The organism is Aeromicrobium sp. (genome assembly GCF_025965075.1).
Lineage (GTDB): Bacteria > Actinomycetota > Actinomycetes > Propionibacteriales > Nocardioidaceae > Aeromicrobium.
Genome location: NZ_JAOPXQ010000089.1, coordinates 1 through 18,282, shown reverse-complemented (window position 1 = coordinate 18,282; position 18,282 = coordinate 1). Strand labels below are relative to the sequence as shown.

The 18,282-nt window shown below is 70.2% G+C and carries 24 protein-coding genes; 9 read left to right on the top strand and 15 right to left on the bottom strand.

The features are described 5' to 3' along the window. Positions 1–713 (bottom strand): DUF255 domain-containing protein (locus JWQ91_RS05755; protein WP_297781875.1); only part of this gene is annotated, 713 nt, incomplete at its 3' end. A 33-nt stretch (positions 714–746) separates the two neighbouring features. Between JWQ91_RS05755 and JWQ91_RS05750 the strand changes: the two genes are divergently transcribed. After that, a complete protein-coding gene (locus JWQ91_RS05750; RefSeq protein ID WP_297781873.1) occupies positions 747–1,238 on the top strand; it encodes a hypothetical protein in 492 nt (163 codons plus the stop codon). On the opposite strand, the gene JWQ91_RS05745 is transcribed toward JWQ91_RS05750, so the two are convergent. The 3 genes from JWQ91_RS05745 to JWQ91_RS05735 are packed head-to-tail and all read right to left on the bottom strand — an operon-like array spanning position 1,207 to position 3,030. Continuing rightward, entirely contained in the window at positions 1,207–2,571 is a 1,365-nt protein-coding gene (locus JWQ91_RS05745) for an FAD-linked oxidase C-terminal domain-containing protein (RefSeq protein ID WP_297781871.1), read from the bottom strand. The two genes, JWQ91_RS05750 and JWQ91_RS05745, sit on opposite strands and share 32 nt — an antisense overlap. Then, entirely contained in the window at positions 2,568–2,789 is a 222-nt protein-coding gene (locus JWQ91_RS05740) for a hypothetical protein (RefSeq protein ID WP_297781869.1), read from the bottom strand. Before JWQ91_RS05740 ends, JWQ91_RS05745 begins: the two co-directional genes overlap by 4 nt. Before the next feature lie 13 nt (positions 2,790–2,802). After that, on the bottom strand, positions 2,803–3,030 hold the full coding sequence (locus tag JWQ91_RS05735) for a hypothetical protein (protein WP_297781868.1): 228 nt from the start codon (positions 3,028–3,030) through the stop codon (positions 2,803–2,805). 85 nt (positions 3,031–3,115) lie between these two features. Here JWQ91_RS05735 and JWQ91_RS05730 point away from each other — a divergent pair, with 85 nt between their 5' ends. Beyond that, entirely contained in the window at positions 3,116–3,559 is a 444-nt protein-coding gene (locus tag JWQ91_RS05730) for a DUF3224 domain-containing protein (protein ID WP_297781867.1), read from the top strand. Positions 3,560–3,577: 18 nt separating this feature from the next. On the opposite strand, the gene JWQ91_RS05725 is transcribed toward JWQ91_RS05730, so the two are convergent. Both JWQ91_RS05725 and mca read right to left on the bottom strand, forming a co-directional pair. Next, positions 3,578–4,498, bottom strand: a complete 921-nt coding sequence (locus JWQ91_RS05725) for a cation diffusion facilitator family transporter (RefSeq protein WP_297781866.1) — start codon at positions 4,496–4,498, stop codon at positions 3,578–3,580. A gap of 4 nt (positions 4,499–4,502) precedes the next feature. Continuing rightward, the gene (gene mca / locus JWQ91_RS05720) at positions 4,503–5,375 is read right to left on the bottom strand and encodes a mycothiol conjugate amidase Mca (protein WP_297781864.1); all 873 of its coding nucleotides are present in this window, start codon (positions 5,373–5,375) and stop codon (positions 4,503–4,505) included. A 126-nt stretch (positions 5,376–5,501) separates the two neighbouring features. Between mca and JWQ91_RS05715 the strand changes: the two genes are divergently transcribed. After that, positions 5,502–5,879, top strand: coding sequence for a DUF4307 domain-containing protein (locus JWQ91_RS05715; protein ID WP_297781862.1), 378 nt, complete (start codon positions 5,502–5,504; stop codon positions 5,877–5,879). 64 nt (positions 5,880–5,943) lie between these two features. Beyond that, positions 5,944–6,447: a transcription elongation factor GreA gene (gene greA / locus JWQ91_RS05710; RefSeq protein WP_297781860.1), complete on the top strand. Its 504-nt coding sequence runs from the start codon at positions 5,944–5,946 to the stop codon at positions 6,445–6,447. 67 nt (positions 6,448–6,514) lie between these two features. Here the strand turns inward: greA and ilvA are convergent, their stop codons facing one another. Further along, positions 6,515–7,642 (bottom strand): threonine ammonia-lyase, encoded by a 1,128-nt coding sequence (gene ilvA / locus JWQ91_RS05705; RefSeq protein WP_366521355.1) that lies wholly within the window; start codon positions 7,640–7,642, stop codon positions 6,515–6,517. Between the two features lie 146 nt (positions 7,643–7,788). On the opposite strand from ilvA, the gene JWQ91_RS05700 reads away from it, so the two are divergent. Then, entirely contained in the window at positions 7,789–8,244 is a 456-nt protein-coding gene (locus JWQ91_RS05700) for a MarR family transcriptional regulator (protein WP_297781859.1), read from the top strand. 95 nt (positions 8,245–8,339) lie between these two features. Here the strand turns inward: JWQ91_RS05700 and JWQ91_RS05695 are convergent, their stop codons facing one another. Continuing rightward, entirely contained in the window at positions 8,340–8,672 is a 333-nt protein-coding gene (locus tag JWQ91_RS05695) for an MmcQ/YjbR family DNA-binding protein (protein WP_297781857.1), read from the bottom strand. After that, entirely contained in the window at positions 8,669–9,775 is a 1,107-nt protein-coding gene (locus JWQ91_RS05690) for an AI-2E family transporter (RefSeq protein ID WP_297781855.1), read from the bottom strand. The genes JWQ91_RS05695 and JWQ91_RS05690 overlap by 4 nt, the downstream gene beginning before the upstream one ends. Positions 9,776–9,942: 167 nt before the next feature. Between JWQ91_RS05690 and msrA the strand changes: the two genes are divergently transcribed. Then, complete coding sequence (gene msrA, locus JWQ91_RS05685) at positions 9,943–10,578, top strand: peptide-methionine (S)-S-oxide reductase MsrA (RefSeq protein ID WP_297781853.1); 636 nt, start codon at positions 9,943–9,945, stop codon at positions 10,576–10,578. 21 nt (positions 10,579–10,599) lie between these two features. On the opposite strand, the gene JWQ91_RS05680 is transcribed toward msrA, so the two are convergent. Continuing rightward, positions 10,600–10,962, bottom strand: a complete 363-nt coding sequence (locus JWQ91_RS05680; protein WP_297781851.1) for a helix-turn-helix domain-containing protein — start codon at positions 10,960–10,962, stop codon at positions 10,600–10,602. Positions 10,963–11,075: 113 nt separating this feature from the next. Between JWQ91_RS05680 and JWQ91_RS05675 the strand changes: the two genes are divergently transcribed. Both JWQ91_RS05675 and JWQ91_RS05670 read left to right on the top strand, forming a co-directional pair. Then, a complete protein-coding gene (locus tag JWQ91_RS05675; protein ID WP_297781849.1) occupies positions 11,076–11,927 on the top strand; it encodes an SDR family oxidoreductase in 852 nt (283 codons plus the stop codon). A gap of 52 nt (positions 11,928–11,979) precedes the next feature. Next, a complete protein-coding gene (locus JWQ91_RS05670; RefSeq protein ID WP_297781847.1) occupies positions 11,980–12,411 on the top strand; it encodes a VOC family protein in 432 nt (143 codons plus the stop codon). On the opposite strand, the gene JWQ91_RS05665 is transcribed toward JWQ91_RS05670, so the two are convergent. From JWQ91_RS05665 to JWQ91_RS05650, 4 genes are all read right to left on the bottom strand, one after another. Continuing rightward, on the bottom strand, positions 12,315–13,835 hold the full coding sequence (locus JWQ91_RS05665) for a cytochrome P450 (RefSeq protein ID WP_297781846.1): 1,521 nt from the start codon (positions 13,833–13,835) through the stop codon (positions 12,315–12,317). The two genes, JWQ91_RS05670 and JWQ91_RS05665, sit on opposite strands and share 97 nt — an antisense overlap. Before the next feature lie 8 nt (positions 13,836–13,843). Beyond that, positions 13,844–14,662, bottom strand: a complete 819-nt coding sequence (locus JWQ91_RS05660) for an SDR family oxidoreductase (RefSeq protein WP_297781844.1) — start codon at positions 14,660–14,662, stop codon at positions 13,844–13,846. 63 nt (positions 14,663–14,725) lie between these two features. After that, positions 14,726–15,625 carry a pirin family protein gene (locus tag JWQ91_RS05655; RefSeq protein ID WP_297781843.1) on the bottom strand — a complete coding sequence of 300 codons (900 nt, stop codon included), beginning with the start codon at positions 15,623–15,625 and terminating at the stop codon, positions 14,726–14,728. Continuing rightward, positions 15,622–16,305, bottom strand: a complete 684-nt coding sequence (locus JWQ91_RS05650) for a tyrosine-protein phosphatase (protein ID WP_297781841.1) — start codon at positions 16,303–16,305, stop codon at positions 15,622–15,624. Before JWQ91_RS05650 ends, JWQ91_RS05655 begins: the two co-directional genes overlap by 4 nt. Positions 16,306–16,391: 86 nt before the next feature. Here JWQ91_RS05650 and JWQ91_RS05645 point away from each other — a divergent pair, with 86 nt between their 5' ends. Further along, positions 16,392–17,336 carry an SGNH/GDSL hydrolase family protein gene (locus tag JWQ91_RS05645; RefSeq protein ID WP_297781839.1) on the top strand — a complete coding sequence of 315 codons (945 nt, stop codon included), beginning with the start codon at positions 16,392–16,394 and terminating at the stop codon, positions 17,334–17,336. Positions 17,337–17,407: 71 nt separating this feature from the next. Here JWQ91_RS05645 and JWQ91_RS05640 read toward each other — a convergent pair whose 3' ends face one another. Next, positions 17,408–18,253: a Bax inhibitor-1/YccA family protein gene (locus JWQ91_RS05640; protein ID WP_297781837.1), complete on the bottom strand. Its 846-nt coding sequence runs from the start codon at positions 18,251–18,253 to the stop codon at positions 17,408–17,410. Positions 18,254–18,282: the final 29 nt, after the last annotated feature.

Sequence of the window (18,282 nt, the reverse complement as noted above, 5' to 3'; positions counted from 1 at the left end):
CCGCGGGCCATCGCCTCGCACGTCCCGGCCACCAGGTCGAGCGCCTGCCGCGACCCCGTACGGGCGGCGTTGCGGAGCAGGAACTCCAGCACCATCGACGGCGGGAACTTCGGGCTCGTGCCGAACCCCCCGGCCTCGGCGTCGTAGCCCTTGGCCAGCTCGGGCACCGCGGCGTCGAGCTCGGCGGCCCCCAGGTCGCCGCCGACCGGGTCGATCGTCTCGCCGAGGTGCTTCATGATGTCCTGCGTCACCGTCAGCACCTCGTCGCGCCGGTCGCGCCACGCCTCGGCGAGCGCCTGCAGGACCTGGCTGAACGCCGGCGAGCCCTGCCGCGGCTGCGGCGGGAAGTAGGTCCCCGCGAAGAACGGCTCGCCGTCCGGGGTCAGGATGCAGGTCATCGGCCAGCCGCCCTGGCCCGTCATCGCCTGGGTCGCGCGCATGTAGACCGCGTCGATGTCCGGACGCTCCTCGCGGTCGACCTTGATGTTGACGAAGTGGTCGTTCATGTACGCCGCGGTCGCCGGGTCCTCGAACGACTCGTGCGCCATGACGTGGCACCAGTGGCAGGCGGCGTAGCCGACGCTCAGCAGGATCGGCCGGTCCAGCGTCTTCGCGACCTCGAGCGCCTCCGCGCTCCACTCCCACCAGTCGACGGGGTTGTCGGCGTGCTGCTGGAGGTACGGCGAGGTGGCCTGGGCGAGGCGGTTGGGCATACCGCCAGCCTAGAGCCGTGTCACGATGACGGCATGAGCGCGACCGTGACCCCGACGGGCCGTCGCTTTGTCGCGCTCCTGGTCGTGGCCATCACGGTCGCCGTGGGAGTGCCGTTCTTCCTCGTCGGATTCCTCTCGTCCTCCTTCATGAACGACGTCCCCACCGGGGAGGATCATCTCCGGTACGCGACGACCATGGCCGTCGGCGCTGCAGTGAGCGCCGCGCTCATCGCGTTGGCCCTCTGGCAGTGGACGGGGTCGAGCCGCTCACGGGCGGCGTGGTGTGGGGTCGGCGGCGCCTTCGGCCTCAACGCCGCATTCCTGGCCACCCATTTCCTCGCCACTGCCTCGAGCCTCGGGAGCGACCCCGAGCACTTCTACGAGGTGTGGACCGTCCAGCAGGTCCGGCTGCTCGCGCTCGGATGCGCTGCCGTCGCAGCTGTGGGACTCGCCGTTGCGGTCCGCACTGCCCCCGCGAGACGTGGCGTGACCCTCAGGCGGGGTCGAACAGATTCCCCGGGTTGAGCAGGCCGTCCGGGTCCAACGCCGAGCGGACGGCCCGGTGCACGGCCATCGCCGTCTCGTCGAGCTCGCGCGCCAGCCAGGACCGTTTGAGCCGGCCGACCCCGTGCTCGCCCGTGATCGTTCCCCCGAGAGCCAGGGCGTGCTCGGTGATGCGGTCGAACGCCCGCAGCGCCGCCTCACGACTGTGCGGATCCGCGTCGTCGAAGATGACGGTCGGGTGCATGTTGCCGTCACCGGCGTGGCCGAAGACCCCGATCGTGAGGCCCTCGTCGGCCGCCACGCCCTCGATCAGCTCGATCAGCTCCACGATCCGTCCGCGCGGCACGCAGACGTCGTCGAGTAGCCAGTCGCCGAGCCGTTCGAGCGCGGGGAGGGCGAGACGACGGGCTTCCAGGAGCTGGGCGCCTTCCTCGGGATCGTCGCCGACCGCCACGTCGACCGCGCCGGCACCCGCGCAGAGCTTCTCGACCTCTGCCAGCACCCCGGCGGAGTCGGGTTCGTCGCTCTGCACCAGCAGCATCGCGGCGGTGCCGGGCTCGAAGCCCATGCGGGCGAGCCGGTCGACCGCTTCCAGGGTCGTCCGATCCATGATCTCGAGCATCGAGACGGGTGATCCCGTCGCCGCGATCGCCGCGACGGCCTGACCGGCATCGGTGAGGCTCCGGAAGGTCGCCACCAACGTCAGCGGCGGACGCGGGGCCGGCAGCAGACGGACCGTGATCTCGGTGACGACACCGAGGGTGCCCTCGGACCCCACGAACAGGTGGGTCAGGTCATATCCGGCGACACCCTTCGCGGTACGCCGTCCCGTGCGCATGACGCGGCCGTCCGCCAGCACGACCTCCAGACCCAGGACGAAGTCACCCGTCACGCCGTACTTGACGCAGCACATGCCGCCGGCGTTGGTTGCGACGTTCCCACCGATGGTCGAGAACGCGACACTTCCCGGGTCGGGTGGGTAGAACAGTCCCTGTGCTGCGACTGCGGCACGCAGGTCACCCGTCACGACGCCGGGTTGCACCACCGCGATCCGTTCGACGGGGTCGATCGACGAGATCGAGTCCAGGCGATGGGTGCTCAGCACGACGAACTCACCGGCGCCGTTCGCCGCACCGCTCAGCCCGCTGCCGGCACCGCGAGGAATGACGTGCCAGCCCTCGCGGGTGGCGACCCGCAGGCAGGCGGCGACCTCAGCAGTGCTGGCCGGCGCGAGCACCGCGACCGGCGTCGACCGCCCCGTCAGGCGGGACTCGTCATGGGCGTAGGCCGCAGTGACGTCGGCATCCGTCGACAGGACACTGGCGCCGAGCTCGGCGAGGGCCTCGGGATTCACAGGCACCTCGCCGAGAGACCCCGGTCGACCGGGAGGCACACACCGTTGACGTGTGCGGCATCGTCCGCCAGGGCCGAGGCCAGCTGGTCCGCCGACACCGTGAGCTGGTTGAGGACCGCCTTCGAGGCGTTGTAGGCCGGATACACGTACCCAGTGTCACGGATGCTCGCGACCGACGACACCGCCGCGTCCCACTGGTCGCGGGACAGGTCGAGCACGGACCCAGCCGGGTCAGCCGCGGTCGTGCGGGGTGGTGCGCTTGACGCCCGGATCGGCGTCCTCGCCGTCCCACGGCCGCTGCGCCTTGCGGGCGTGGGCGAGGAACGAGCGGCACAGGAAGAACGTCGCGATGCACAGGATCACGACGATGCCCAACGCGACCCAGCCGGGCTTGACGTCGTTGGGGTCAAGCGGCTTGTCGCGGGTCGCCAGCTCGGCCAGCAGGGCGTACGTGCTCATGCTCGGAGTCTACGCGGCGACCGTGGATTGCCCGAGGTCCGGGGCAAGGGATGCGGATCCCGCCGGGCGGACGGAGACTCGGAGGATGAGCACTCAGACGACAGGGAAGTTCACGCCGACCGGCTGGGAAGAGTCGGTCATCGAGGACATCGACGGCGAGGGTGAGACCAAGAACGGCACCTACTACCCGAGCCGCGGCGTCACCACCGCCAGGGTCACGTACGCCTACACCGGCGACATCGCCGGCGAGGGTGTCGTCACGTACCTCTTCGCCTACCGGGACAGCAAGGCCGGTCGCGCCGACATCACCGGCTACGAGCGGTTCACCGGCACGATCGACGGGCGCGAGGGCAGCTGCGTCCTGCGGCACTCCGGTGCGTACGCCGAGGGGGCCGTCTCCGCGACGGTCGAGGTGCTCCCGGGGCTCGGCACCGACGGCCTCGCGACGCTGACCGGCTCGGCCCGGCTGTCGATGGCCGGCGCCCCGCCTGAGGGCGGTTTCGACATCACCCTGGAGTACGACCTGTAGACCCCGCCCGGGTGGTGGCTAGCCGAGGTCGGCGTCCGGGGGCTCACCCGCTCGGGACACCGTGAGCACGGCCTCGACCACGGCATCGTCCTCCTCCAGCCGGCGCTCGAGGGCGCGGAGGTGATCGGCGACGCTCGACTCGACGTCGTCACCGACCAGGTCGACGCTCGCGACGACATAGACCCGGTGCGGCCCGACGAACTCGACGTGGAGGTAGCCGACGCTCGAGACCCGCGGCATGCGCGCGATGCGCTCCTCGACGTAGCCCCGGATCGCGGGCGGCACCTCCATCCCGACGAGGAACCGCCGGTTGCGGTCGATCAGCACGAACGCCACGACGGCCAGCAGCACCCCGACCAATATCGAGCCGATCGCGTCCGGGACCGGTGACCCCGTGGCCTGGTGGAGGCCGATGCCGGTTGCCGCGATGACGATGCCGATCAGCGCCGCCGAGTCCTCCGCGAACACCGCCCGAAGGGTGGGGTCGGAGGTGTCGAGCGCGTGCTGCAGGACCGTGTGCTCGGCCAGGTCTGCCTGCCGGTGGACCTGTCGGTACGCCTGGAGGAACGAGATCCCCTCCAGCACGAACGCGATGCCCAGCACGACGTACGCCACCGTGAAGCTCGACTCCCCCGCCTCGGCGGACAGCTCCTGCACACCGTGCACGATCGACACGACGGCGCCGGCGACGAACAGGCCGACCGCGGCGAACATCGACCAGACGTACGCCTCGCGGCCGTAGCCCAGCGGGTGGGTCCGGTCCGGGCGGCGCCGGGATCGCCGGTCGGCGACCAGCAGGAACACCTCGTTGCCGGTGTCGGCCCACGAGTGCGCGGCCTCGGCCACCATCGAGGCCGAGCCGGTCATGACCGCCGCCGCCGACTTCGCCAGCGCCACCAAGGCGTTGGCCGTGAAGGCGAGGACGACCGTGACGTTCACGGTGTCAGCGCAGACCGGCGAACAAGTCCGTCTCGGGCACGCTGGTCTCGACCTTCGACTCGACCAGCTGGTAGTCCTCGGTCGGCCACGCCGACGCCTGGACCTCGTGCGGGATCGCGAACCACCAGCCGTCGGGGTCGATCTGCGTCGCGTGCGCCAGGAGCGCCGCATCGCGGACCGGGAAGTACTGCGAGCACTCGACCCGGGTCGTCAGCCGCGCCTCGTCCTCGGGCTTGCGCTCCCAGTCCTTGAAGCGCTCGGCGTAGGGGTTCTTCAGGCCGGCGTCCTCCATGGCCCGGGCGATCGCGTCCATCCGCCTCCAGCTCCAGCCCAGGTGGTAGTAGAGCTTCGAGACCTGCCACGCCTCGCCGGCGTCGGGATAGCGCTCAGGATCGGCCGCCGCCTCGAAGGCGTACACGCTGATCTCGTGGCACTTGATGTGATCGGGGTGCGGGTAGCCACCCTTCTCGTCGTACGTCGTCAGGACGTGCGGCTTGAAGGAGCGGATCAGCCGGACGAGCGGCTCGGCGGCCTCCTCGATCGGGACCAGGCCGAAGCAGCCCTCGGGCAGGGGCGGCTTGGGATCGCCCTCAGGCCAGCCGGAGTCGACGAAGCCGAGCCAGTCCTGCGTCACGCCGAGGATCTCGCGGGCGCGGTCCATCTCGTCGCGGCGGATCTCCGAGATCAGCTCGGGGTTGTCGATGATGCCCGGGTGCTCGAAGCTCGGGTTGAGGATCGAGCCGCGCTCGCCGCCGGTGCAGGTCACGACATGGACGTCGACGCCCTCCGCAACGTAGCGCGCCGTCGACGCGGCGCCCTTGCTCGACTCGTCGTCGGGATGGGCGTGCACGTGCATGAGGCGAAGCTTCTCGGCCACGAGCTCTCCTTCTGGGACTGGGCTCAAATACTTCCATCCGCCCCAACTCCGCCTTCGGTCCGGGTGTTCCGCGGCCCCGGCAAGGTCGTCATCGAGGAGTTTCCGAGCTCCTGAGACACTGGGGACGTGACCGATCTCAGCTCCCGCTACGCGACCCGCGGCCGACCCCGCTGGTTCTGGCCCACCATCGCCGCGATCGGGATCGCCCTGGGCGTGGCCTTCGCCGCCTGGGTCGGCTTCCAGAAGGACCCCGTCACGGGACGGCTGTGGGGCTACGACGTCGTCGACGCCAACCAGGTCACGGTGACGCTCGACATCGTCCGCCCCGATCCCCTCGACGTCCAGTGCACGGTCTACGCGCAGGCCGCGGACCACTCGATCGTCGGTGAGAAGACCGTCGACGTCCCCGCCTCCCGGCGCGAAAAGATAAGGATCACGGTCGACATCGAGACTCAGCGCAAGGCTGTCACCGGTGTCCTGAGGACGTGTGCGCCCAAGGATTGAGTGCTAGTCTTGTAAGTTCACCCCGGGCAGTGGTCCGGGGTGCAGCACGTAAAGGAGCGCACCAGTGACTCAGCCGACAGAGACCGACACCATCTGGGTGACCCAGGAGGCGTACGACCGTCTGCAGCAGGAGCTGCAGCACCTCAAGGGTGACGTCTGGGCCGACATCACCGCCAAGATCTCCGCTGCCCGCGACGAGGGCGACCTCAAGGAGAACGGCGGCTACCACGCCGCCCGCGAGGAGCAGGGCAAGACCAAGGCGCGCATCGACCAGCTCGAGAGCATGCTCCGCCGGGCCGAGGTAGGCGACAAGCCCGCCGACGACGGACTCGTCGAGGCCGGGATGATCGTCACGATCCGCTTCGAGGGTGACGACGACACCGAGCAGTTCCTGCTCGGCTCGCGCGAGCTCCTGAGCATGGACTCCAGCGTCGAGATCGACGTCTACTCCCCCACCTCACCGCTGGGCAGCGCCCTGATGGGCAAGTCCCCCGGCGACACGGTCTCCTACGAGACGCCCAACGGCAAGAGCATCACGGTCGAGGTCGTCGCGGCCAAGCCGTACTGATCAGCGCCCGAGAGGCCCACCGTCCCCCGGGATGGTGGGCCTCTTGTCGTTCCCGGGCCGGGCGAGCTCAGACCAGCTCGTAGCCCAGGTCGACCAGGCGGGCCCGCACCTCGTCGCGGTGCTGGGGTCCGCGGGTCGCGACCTGGATGTCGACGTCGACCTGCCGGACGCCCAGCGTGTCCGACGCCCGGTCGTGGTTGACGTTGAGGACGTTGACCTGCATCGCCGCCAGGTCGGTCAGCAGCCGCATCAGCTCACCCGGCCGGTCGGAGATCCTCGCGCGGAACATCAGGAACCGGCCCGCCGCGGCGAGACCGTGACGGATGACGTCGAGCAGCACGAGGGCGTCGATGTTGCCGCCCGACAGGACCGCGACCACGGGCCCCTCGAACGCGGTCGGGCGCTCCAGCAGCGCGGCCACCGCGGCGGCACCGGCGGGCTCGACGAGCATCTTGGCCCGTTCCAGCAGCGAGATCAGCGCACTGCTGAGCGACTCCTCACCGACCGTGATGACCTCGTCGAGCAGCGACGCGAGGATCCCGAACGGGATGTCGCCGGGCTGGGCGACCGAGATGCCGTCGGCCATCGTGATGCCCATCGGGGTCGCGACGGGATAGCCGGCCGCGATCGAGGCGGGGTACGCCGCGGCGTCCTCGGCCTGCACGCCGATGACGCGCAGGTCGGGGCGCTCGGAGCGCAGCAGCGCCACGCCGGCCGCGAGACCGCCGCCGCCCAGCGGCACGAGGATCGTCCTGACGTCGGGGCACTGCTCGAGGATCTCCAGGCCGAGCGTGCCCTGTCCCGCGATGATGTCCTCGTGGTCGAAGGGGTGGATCAGCACGGCGCCCGTACGCTCGGCGAACTCACGCGCCGGCACGAGCGCCTCGGTCACCCCGGACCCGTGGAACTGGATGTCGGCGCCGTAGCCCTCCGTCGCGGCGACCTTCGGCAGTGCCGCACCGACCGGCATGAAGATCGTGGCCTTGGTGCCGAGCAGCGATGCCGCGAGGGCGACACCCTGCGCGTGGTTGCCGGCGCTCGCGGCAACGACCCCGCGGGATCGCTCCTCCTCGCTCAGCCGGGCGATGCGGACGTACGCCCCGCGGATCTTGAACGAGCCGGTCCGCTGGAGGTTCTCGGCCTTGAGGAAGACCTCCCGGGAGGTCTTGGCACTGAGCCAGCGGGAGTGGGCCATCGGTGTCGTCTCGGTGACTCCCGCAAGCAGCGTCCGGGCGGCTCTCACGTCATTCAGGTCCACTCCCTCAAACTAGACCCCTTCGACGGCCGAGCATCACCGCGGACTTATTGGTTGCATTCGGCAACTTGATATATGCTTGCGTCATGCAACCAAACGGGTCCGTCGTCGAGGCGACCGAGGCAGCCAGCGCGGAGGACGCCTTCATGCAGCTCATGATGGCGGCGGGCCGCCGGTTCCGGGCCCGTGTCGACGGGGACACCGTCGAGCCCTCGCAGGCGAGCCTGCTCTACACGCTGAAGTGTCGCGGCGCGATGCGCATGGGCGACATCGCCGAGGCGATGCTGCTCGACGCCTCGACCGTCAGCCGCCATGTGCACCAGCTCGGCGAGCGTGGCCTCATCGCCCGCGAGCCCGATCCCGAGGACGGCCGCGCCCGGATCATCGCCCTGTCCCCCGCGGGCGCCGCCTCCCTGACCAACACGTTCGCCCAGCGCCGGGAGTTCATCACCGCGGCCCTCGGCGACTGGAGCGCCGCTGATCGCGATCGCCTGCGGCGCGATCTCGTCCGCCTCACCGCCGCGCTCGCGGACCAGGCCTGACCCCACCTGGGCGTGGGGGCGGTGCCCACTCTGGCGGGCGATGACGGCCCGGCGCTGCTTCAGGTTCGGCTGATACTTCGCGCCCCAAACCCCGACTACGGCCGATCGCGCGCGGGCAGCCTGTCGACGATCAGGTCGTACGAGTCCTCGATCAGCTCCTCGAGCAGTCCCGCCGGGAGCTCCCCGGCCAGCTCGACGGTGATCCAGTGCTTCTTGCTCATGTGGTAGCCGCGGATGACGCAGTCGTACGTGTCGACGAGCCGCGTGACCTCCTCCGGCTCGGCCTTGAGGTTGACCGTCCGCGGCAGCCCGTGCTGGGTCAGCGCGAAGATCTTGCCGCCGACCTTGTAGACCGCGGTCTCCTCGCCGAAGGGGGACGTCAGCACCGCCCCGGGCAGTGCCGCGCAGAAGGCGTGGACGTCGATCACGCCGGCTCCGGGTTCGTCCCCACGTCGACATCGTCCTCGGGCTCGTCCTGATAGTCCTGCGCGACCGAGACCAGGTGGCGTACGACGCCGTTGAGACAGGCCGCCAGCGGCACCGCGATCAGCGCGCCGACGACACCGGCGACTGTGACGCCCGCGGCGATCGCGAAGATGATTGCCAGCGGGTGCACCGCGACCAGCCGGCCCATCAGGAACGGCTGCAGGACGTGGGACTCGATCTGCTGGATCACGATGACGACGATCAGCATGAACAGCGCGGTCCACGGCCCCTGCGCGACGAGCGCGACGAGCACCGCGACCATCCCCGACAGCAGCGCACCGATGATCGGGACGAACGCGCCGAGGAACACCAGGACACCGATCGCGAACGTCAGCGGGACGTTGAGCGCCCACGCGCCCAGCGCGATGCCGATCGCATCGGTCAGGGCCACGATCACGGTCGCGCGGACGAAGGCCGTCAGCGACGTCCATGCGGTGTGGCCCGAGCTGTCGACCCGCGCGCGTGCGCCGGCGGGGAACAGCGCGACGATCCAGCTCCAGATCCGCTTGCCCTCGTAGAGGAAGAAGAACGCCGAGAACAGGGCGATGAAGAAGCCCGCCACGACGTGCGTCAGCGTCGTGCCGACCTCGGTCAGCCGCGCCACGACCGACGTGTCGCTCGAGCTGATCGACTCCTTGACGTTGTCGACCCAGTCCTGCACCTGGGAGTCGCTGAGCTGCAGCGGTCCGGTCTTGGCCCAGTCCTGGACCTGCGAGATCCCGTCGACGACGCTGCTGCGCAGCTCAGCGACCTGGGTCGAGAGCTGTTGACCGACCAGCGCCAGCATCCCGAAGAACGCCGTCAGCATGACGATCACGACGACGAACGTCGCGGCGACCCGCGGCAGGCCGCGCTTGTCGAGCCAGTCCACCGCGTCGACCGTCAGCGCCGTGCCGAGCACCGCTATCGCGATCGGCACCGTGATCTCGGAGAAGAAGCGCAGCAGCCAGATACCGACGCCGCCGGCCAGGCCGATGACCAGGATGCGCCATGCCCATTGGGTGGCGATCTCGACCCCGATCGGGACCTGGTACCTGTCGCTCACTGATCACACTCCTCAGGGCGCAACCCTAGCCCGGCGCGGGGCGTTCGTGCCCGCAGACGCGGCAGCCGTGAACGTGGAACATCCGGGACGTCGCAGGCGTTGTCATGGTTCCGTCACGGATCGGCGCCGCGCGCCTGGATCCGTAGACTCGATCAGAGAGGTGTTCCATGATCTTCAACCGCAGCAAGTCCCAGCTCCCCGACACCGAGAGCGCCCTGCCGGGCCGTGAGGGTCGCCCGTTCCAGGTCGGCGGCACCCACCTCGTGCTCGGCAACCCGGTCGAGACCCAGGCCCCCGAGGGCTTCGGCGTCGCGGTCTTCGGCCTGGGCTGCTTCTGGGGCGAGGAGAAGACGTTCTGGGAGGTCCCGGGCGTCTGGTCGACGTCGGTCGGCTACGCCGGCGGCGTCACGGCCCACCCCACGTACGACGAGGTGTGCAGCGGACGCACGGGCCACGCCGAGGTCGTGCGGGTCATCTTCGACCCCGCCAAGGTCTCGTACGCCGACCTGCTCAAGGTGTTCTGGGAGAACCACGATCCCACGCAGGGCATGCGTCAGGGCAACGACCGCGGCACGCAGTACCGCTCGATCATCCTCACCACGACGCCCGAGCAGCAGGCCGAGGCCGAGGCATCCCGCGGGGCCTACCAGGTCAAGATGACCGAGGCCGGCTACGGCGAGATCACGACGGCGATCGTGCCGCTCGAGCGCTACTACTACGCCGAGGACTACCACCAGCAGTACCTCGTCAAGAACCCGTTCGGCTACTGCCCGCTGCACGCGACCGGCGTCGCGTACGCCTGACCGCTGACGTCGCTGTGCGAGTCAGGCGCTCTGGCGAGCCGCCATGACGTCGGGCATGACGCCGTAGAGCGACAGGATCAGCGCCTTGACCGCCTCGGCGACCTTCGAACCCGACGGGGTCAGCGCGTAGTCGACGTGCAACGGGGCGGTCGACCGCACGCGGCGGTCGACGAGGCCGTCGGCCTCGAGGGACTTGAGCGTCTGGGACAGCATCTTCTCGCTGATGCCGTCGATGCAGCGACGCAGCTCCCCGAACCTCGCGGGCTCGGGGCTCAGGGCGGCCAGGGTCAGCGAGCCCCACCGGCTCGTGACGTGCTCGAGCACCTCACGTGACGGGCAACCACCGTCGAACACGTCGAACGGGCGTCTCGGGTCCTGGGACATCGCTCCTCCTTCGCCGCTGTCATGCTATCACTTGGTTAGTGCTAACCTGTGGTTAGTGCTTACAGATCGTTAGCCATCTCGCCGGGCCGTCCCGGCCATCGAAAGGAACCCCCATGACCATTGCCGTCACCGGTGCCACCGGCCAGCTGGGCTCGCTCGTCATCGACTCGCTGCTCGACACCGTGCCTGCGGCGGAGGTCGTCGCCGTCGTGCGCGACCTCGCCAAGGCGCAGTCGCTGAGCGACCGGGGCGTCGACGTCCGCGTCGCGTCCTACGACGACCGCGCGGCCCTCGACCTGGCGCTCGCGGGTGTCGACCGCGTGCTGCTGATCTCCGGCAACGAGATCGGACAGCGCATCCCCCAGCACCGCAATGTCATCGACGCCGCCGTCGCGCAGGGGGTCGGCCTGCTGGCCTACACCAGCGCGCCCGCCGCCGACGTCTCGACGCTGCCGGTCGCGCCGGAGCACCTGGCGACTGAGCAGTACCTCGCGACGACGGATCTCGACCACGTCCTGCTGCGCAACGGCTGGTACCACGAGAACTACTTCCCGGCCGTCGACGCCGCCCGTGGCACCGGCTCGGTCCTGACGAGCGCCGGCGACGGCAAGGTCGCCAGCGCCTCGCGCGCCGACTTCGCCGCAGCCGCCGCCGTCGTGCTGACGACCGACGAGCCGCTCAAGCCCGTCTACGAGCTCGGCGGCGACACCGCGTGGACCCAGGCCGACCTGGCCACGACGCTGTCCGACCTGCTCGGCACTCCCGTCACGGTGGCCGAGGTCGCGCCCGAGCAGCAGGCGACGATCCTCGCCGAGGCCGGCGTCCCGCCGATGTGGGTCGACTTCACGGTGGCGACCGACGCCTCGATCAGGAACGGTGAGCTCGAGGTCACCGGCGGCGACCTGTCGGCGCTGATCGGTCGCCCGACCACCCCGCTGGCGGACACCCTGCGCACGGCGCTCTGAGCCGTTCCCCGGGGACCGACGGATGTCGGTCCCCGGGGCTAGCGTGGAAGGCATGGAGCAACGACTCAGCCTGATCACGCTCGGCGTCGGCGACCTGGCCCGCGCCCGCCGCTTCTACGAGGACGGGCTCGGCTGGACCAAGGGCAATCACGAGGACGAGGTCGCGTTCTACCAGCTCGGCAACGGGGTGGTCCTGGCCCTCTGGGCGCGCGACGAGCTCGCCCACGACGCCCGTGTCGCCGACTCGGGTGCGACGTTCAGCGGCATCAGCATCGCCTACAACACCCGCTCCCACGACGAGGTCGACGAGGTGATGACGCAGGTCGTCGCGGCCGGTGGCACCGTGACCAAGCCGCCCGAGGAGCAGGTCTGGGGCGGCTACTCGGGCTACTTCTCCGATCCGGACGGGCACCCGTGGGAGGTCGCCTTCAACCCCGGCTGGTCGATCGACGAGGCAGGACACGTGTCACTGGGCCCGGCCTGATCCTCCGGGGTCGTCCCCGGCAGCTCGGCCGGCGTGCGTCGGGCCAGCCCGAGCTCGAAACCGACCGGCATCAGGGTCAGCCGCTCGGCGATCCGCAGCTCGTACGCCGGGTCGGGCGTGAGCTCGTAGCGATGGAGCAGCCGGGCCAGCACGAGGATCGCCTCGTGCAGGGCGAACTGCCGGCCGATGCACGACCGCTCCCCCGTCCCGAACGGCTTGTAGGTGTGCGCCGCCCGGCCCCGCGACCGCTCGGGCAGGAAGCGGTCCGGGTCGAACTCGTCGGCGTCGTCTCCCCACACGGCGGGATCGCGGTGCACCATCGGCAGCACCACGATCGCCCAGTCCTCCGGCCGCATGACGTGACCCGAGCCGAGCGTGGTCGTCTCGCGCGGGCTGCGGGTGAACGCCGGCGCCGTCGGCCACAGCCGCAGCCCCTCGTCCAGCACGCGGCGCAGGAAGCGGAACTTCGCGACCTGCTCGAACACCGGCTCGGCATCCGGGTCGGTCCCGAGGATCCGGTCGACCTCCTCGTGCGCCCGGGCCAGCAGCGCGGGGTCCCGGGCGAGGTAGTACAGCGCGAAGGACAGCGCTCCGGACGTCGTCTCGTGGCCCGCCACGAGGAACGTCAGGATCTGGTGCCGGATGTTGACGTCGTCGAGCCGCGCCCCCGTCTCCGGGTGCGGGGTGTTGAGCATGATCCCCAGCAGGTCGCGGTCGTCGTCACCGCTGCCGGCCCGGCGGGCGGCGATGATGTCGTCGAGGAGCCGGTCGACGTACGCCTGGTGGTGCGCGTTCCGCTTGTCGATCCGCCTCGCCATCAACCCGGCCCCCGGCATCGACGCGAGCGTGCCCTTGCGCTGTCCCGCCTTGAGCGCCGCGATCATGGCCGGGATGAAGGGGTGCGGCTCCGTCCGGCTGAACGAGCCGAAGTCGGTGCTGAAGGCGGTCCGGCTGATGGTCTCCATCGTCAGCCTGGTCATGTCGGCGGAGACGTCGACGGGGCCCTCGTGGGCGTCCCACACGTCGAACAGCTCCTGCGCCGCGGCGAGCATGATCGGGTGGTAGCGACGCATCGCGTCCTTGGTGAACGCCGGACGCAGCAGGTCGTGCGCGAGCGACCAGCTCGTCTCGTCGTTGTATGCCGTGAAGAGCCCCTCGCCGGCGAACTCGCGCAGCGCGACCAGTGCGGGCGAGAGCGCCTTCTCGAAGCGGGACTCGTCGGCGAGCTCGGCGGCCAGCTCGGCGCCGGAGACGAACACGAACCGCTGGTCGAAGATCTTCAGCTCGAAGATCGGTCCCAGCCCGGCCGCCCGCTGCATCGTGCTCTGCAGGGGTGCGGCCGGATCGGCACCGAGTGCGTCACCCGCGATCGGCCGGCGGCCGCTCGGGTGCGGGAACCTCTGGCCCGACCAGTCGTTGCGCACGTGGTCGCCTAGAGGCCGTTCCGCCTGCTGAACCCCGCGACGATCCGCTGGTAGCCCGACCCCGTGACCCGCACGAGCTTGTCGAGCACCCAGGCGTCGGCGCCGATCAGGACCCGCGCCTTGTTCTTCTCGACCCCGCGCAGGATGACCTCGGCGGCCTTCTGCGGCGAGGTGCGCGCGAGCTTGTCGAACGACGAGGCGAGATCGTCGTGGTCGAGGCCCTCGACCTGCTCGCCGTTGCGGACGATGTTGGTCTTGATGCCGCCGGGGTGGACGCACGTGACCTTGACCGGCCGCTGCGTGTTGATCATCTCCTGGCGGAGCGACTCGGTGAAGCCGCGCACCGCGAACTTGGCGGCGTTGTAGGCGCTCTGGGTCGGCACCGCGAACAGGCCGAAGACGCTCGAGATGTTGACGACGTGCCCGTCGCCCGAGGCGATGAGGTGCGGCAGGAACGCCTTGGTGCCGTTGACGACGCCCCAGAAGTCGACGTCCATGACCCGGTCGATGTCCTTGAACGACATCTGCTCGACGTTGCCGGTGAACGCGATGCCGGCGTTGTTGAAGACCAGGTGGACCCCGCCGAAGTGCTCCGCGACGGTGTCGGCGTACGCCAGCACGAGCTCGCGCTGCGAGACGTCGAGCGCGTCGGACCGGACCTCGCCGCCGACGCCCTTGACCAGCGCCTCGGTCTCTGCGAGCCCGTCGAGGTCGACGTCGCAGATCGCGAGCCGCGCACCGCGGCGGGCGAGCTCGACGGACAGGGCGCGGCCGATGCCGGACGCCGCGCCGGTGACGACGGCGACCTTGCCGGTGAAGTGGGTCATCTGGAAGATCCTCTCGGTTCGGATACTGGTGGTATCCGAGATCGAGGCTAGCAGATAATGGCGTTATGTGGCAGTGCGCCGGCGGGGAGTCAGTCGGGTCTGCGGGAGTGGCGGCGCCGGGATGACGACACCGCCGTGGCCGTCGACGTGGCCGAAACGGAGGGCGGCCCGCTGCCAGTCCTCACGGGCGAGCTCGATGTCCTCGTGGGAGCGGCCGATGAAGTTCCACCACATGACGAGCTCCTCGTCGAAGGGCTCGCCGCCGATCAGGAGCAGCGTCGTGCCGGCGGGGACCTGCAGGCCGACGTCGCTCCGCCCCGGGGCGAGATAGCGCAGCTCGCGGTGCGCCACGTCGACGCCGTCGATGACGACCGGCCCGTCGACCGCGAGGATCGCGTGCTCGAAGTCGTCCCGCAGCGGCAGGCGTGCGTAGCCCGGCTCGACGCGCACCTCGGCGCCCATGATCGGCGTGAAGGTCGTGGCCGGCGAGACCGCACCGGCGAGCTCGCCCACCAGGACCGTCGCGGACCAGCCGGGCCCGGTGGCGACCGGCAGGTCCGGAAGGTGCTGGAAGGCCGCCTCACCGGCCCGGGCGCCCTCCGGCAGCGCGACCCACAGCTGGAGTCCATGCATGCCCGAGACCTCGCCGACCGACAGCTCGGAGTGCGAGACGCCGTCCCCCGAGGTCATGAGGTTGAGCTCGCCGGGTCGCAGGACGACATCGCTGCCGAGGCTGTCCCGGTGCCGGATCTCGCCCGCCAGTGGCCAGGTCACGGTCTGCAGCCCGGTGTGCGGGTGCGGCAGGACCGTCATCGGCTCGTCGGTCGGGCCGAAGTGGTCGACGAAGCACCATGCGCCGACCGTCGGGATCCCGCGCTGCGGCAGCGTCCGGTGGACCGTCAGCCCGCGCACGCCCCCCAGCGGCACCTCGCGGGCGCTGAGGGTGCGGTCACCGTCGCTCATACCAAGAGCGTACGGCGGAGCTGGTCGATGTGGGCCGGTGTGCCGCCGATGTCCTGGAACCAGCCCTCGACACCCCGTTCGTGACCGTCCCAGACGTCGAGGACCCCGTGGATGGCCTCGGCCGAGACGTCGAAGAACGAGGCCGGCAGCGTCTGGCGGTGACGATGGCCGCTCGACTTCTTGAGCCGCGCGATGATGTCCTGCTCCGCGTGGGACGTCAGGAGGTAGTCGGCCAGGATGTCCTCCCGCGAGACGCCCACCAGTCGCAGCAGCAGCGCGACCGAGACGCCCGTGCGGTCCTTGCCGGCGGCGCAGTGGATCAGCGACGAGCCCTGGGCAAGACCGACCTCCCGGACGAGCTCGACGAGATACATCGACGCCTGGTCCAGCAGCAGGAGATAGAGACCATGGAGGTCCTGCGCCGGCGCTCCCGGCCGCAGCGCGCTCAGCAGCGGGAGGTTGACGACCCGGACCCCGGCCTGGGCGAGGGGGTGGATCGGCTCCGCCTCCGCCGCCGACCGCAGGTCGATCACGAGCGAGGGCGGCCAGGTGATCCCGGCGGGCGGTATGTCCTTGGCCCTCGGCACCGCGCTGCGCAGCACCCGGTGCGGGGCCACGGGACGGCCGTCGAGTCCCGACATGCCACCGATGTCACGAAGGTTGGGCGTCGATTCCGGCACGTGGCCACCCTAGGCGTTGCGAGGGACACATCGTTGCGGGCCCGCTTTGGTCAGTGCTTGTCTCCATCTCGACGTAAAATCGAGTTATGCCCCGCCCCCGCAGAATCGCAGCCACAGCACTGATCGGCAGCGGCGCGACCGTCTCGGGCTTCTACGGCTTCCTGGTGGGCGAGGCACTCCTGGCCCGCCGCGCGATCGGCTCCTCCGAGGAGCGACCGCCGTCCCCCGACGGGGTCTACGGCGACGACCTGCCGGGGCGCACGATCCGGGTCCTGGTCATCGGCGACTCGGCGGCGGTCGGCTTCGGCATGACGACCGCCGAGGCCACGCCGTCCGCGATGATCGGGATCGGGCTGGCCCACGTCATGGACGCCCCCGTCGAGGTCAAGTGCCGTGCCGTCGTCGGCGCCCAGACGTCAGACCTGATGCGCCAGATCGACGAGGTCAGCGACTGGGACCCCGATGTCGCCCTCATCGTGGTCGGCACCAACGACGTGACCCATCAGGTCGCGCCCGGCACGTCCGCCCGGCTGCTCGCCGACGCCGTCCGCCGCCTCGTGGCCGCCGACTGCGAGGTCGTGGTCGGGACGACCCCCGATCTCGGCACCGTGCGACCCATCATGCAGCCCCTGCGCGCCGTGGCCCGGCGCTGGAGCCGCAACCTGGCCCGTCGGCAGACGATCGCCCTCGTCGAGGCCGGTGGCCGGGCGGTGTCGCTCGGCGGGCTGCTCGGGACGTTGTTCACCGAGCGCCGCGACATCATGTTCGGCGCCGACAACTTCCACCCCTCGGAGACCGGCTACGCCAACATGGTGTCGGTCCTGATCCCCGCCATCGCGGCCTCGCTCCGGGAGAAGGCCCGCTCCGCGGCCTATGCGAGCTTCGCCCCGACCTCGACCCCGCGCGATCTGATGCCCGTCCGCGACGCCGCGGCCGAGGCTTCCGAGAACGCCGGCACCCAGGTCGTCCAGGACGGCACTCCCGGCGGTGGCCGCTGGGCCACGGTGCTGCGCCGCCGCCGCGTCGGCTGACCCTCGCCCACGACAGACCGATGGCCGGCCCCCGAAGGGAACCGGCCATCGTTCAGGTGCTCAGCGGGAGATCAGTCGCCCCGCAGGATCGCGAGGATGCGCAGGATCTCGATGTAGAGCCAGATGACCGTGACGGTCAGGCCGAAGGCCGCCCGCCAGGACTCGCGCTCGGGGATGCCGGCCGCGACGCCCTGCTCGACGTAGTCGAAGTCCATGATCAGCATGAACACCGCGAGGACGACCAGCGCGCACGAGACGAGCAGGCCCAGGGTGTTGAAGCCACGCAGTCCGCCACTCTCGAGGACGCCGGTCAGGCTCAGGATCCAGTTGACCAGCATGACACCGACGACGCTGACCATGGCGATCGTGACGATCTTGCGGAAGCGGTCGGTGACCTGGATGTTGAAGAACTTGTAGGCCGCGAGCGTGCCGGCGAACGCGACGAGCGTGCCGAGGACCGCCTGGAAGACGATCGAGGAATCGCCGACGAAGGTCGAGATGACCTTCGAGAAGGCGCCGATGAAGACACCCTCGAAGACGGCGTAGGCCAGCACGAGTGCCGGGCTGATGATCTTCTTGAACGAATTGACCAGCGACAGGACCAGGCCGACGATCGCGCCGATGCCGGCGAAGGCCGCAGCCTTGCCGAACGCGGCATTGTCGGCCGACACGTCACCCGAGTTGAGGTCCGGCAGGAGGAACCAGGTGACCGCCGCGGCGACGGTCAGCAGACCGAGCGTGATGGCGGTCTTCTCGACGACCGAGTCGATCGTCATGCGACCGGATCCGGTGCCGATCTCGGTGTGGGTGGGCGATCCGTTGAGGTCGACCTGCCACTGGGACGGGTCGTTGGCCACCGCGCCGCCGCGACCGTTGAACTCGGCGCTGCGGGCGAAGACGGGGTTGCTGCTCTTCATGTTTCCCTCCGTGGGATGGCTCCGAAAAG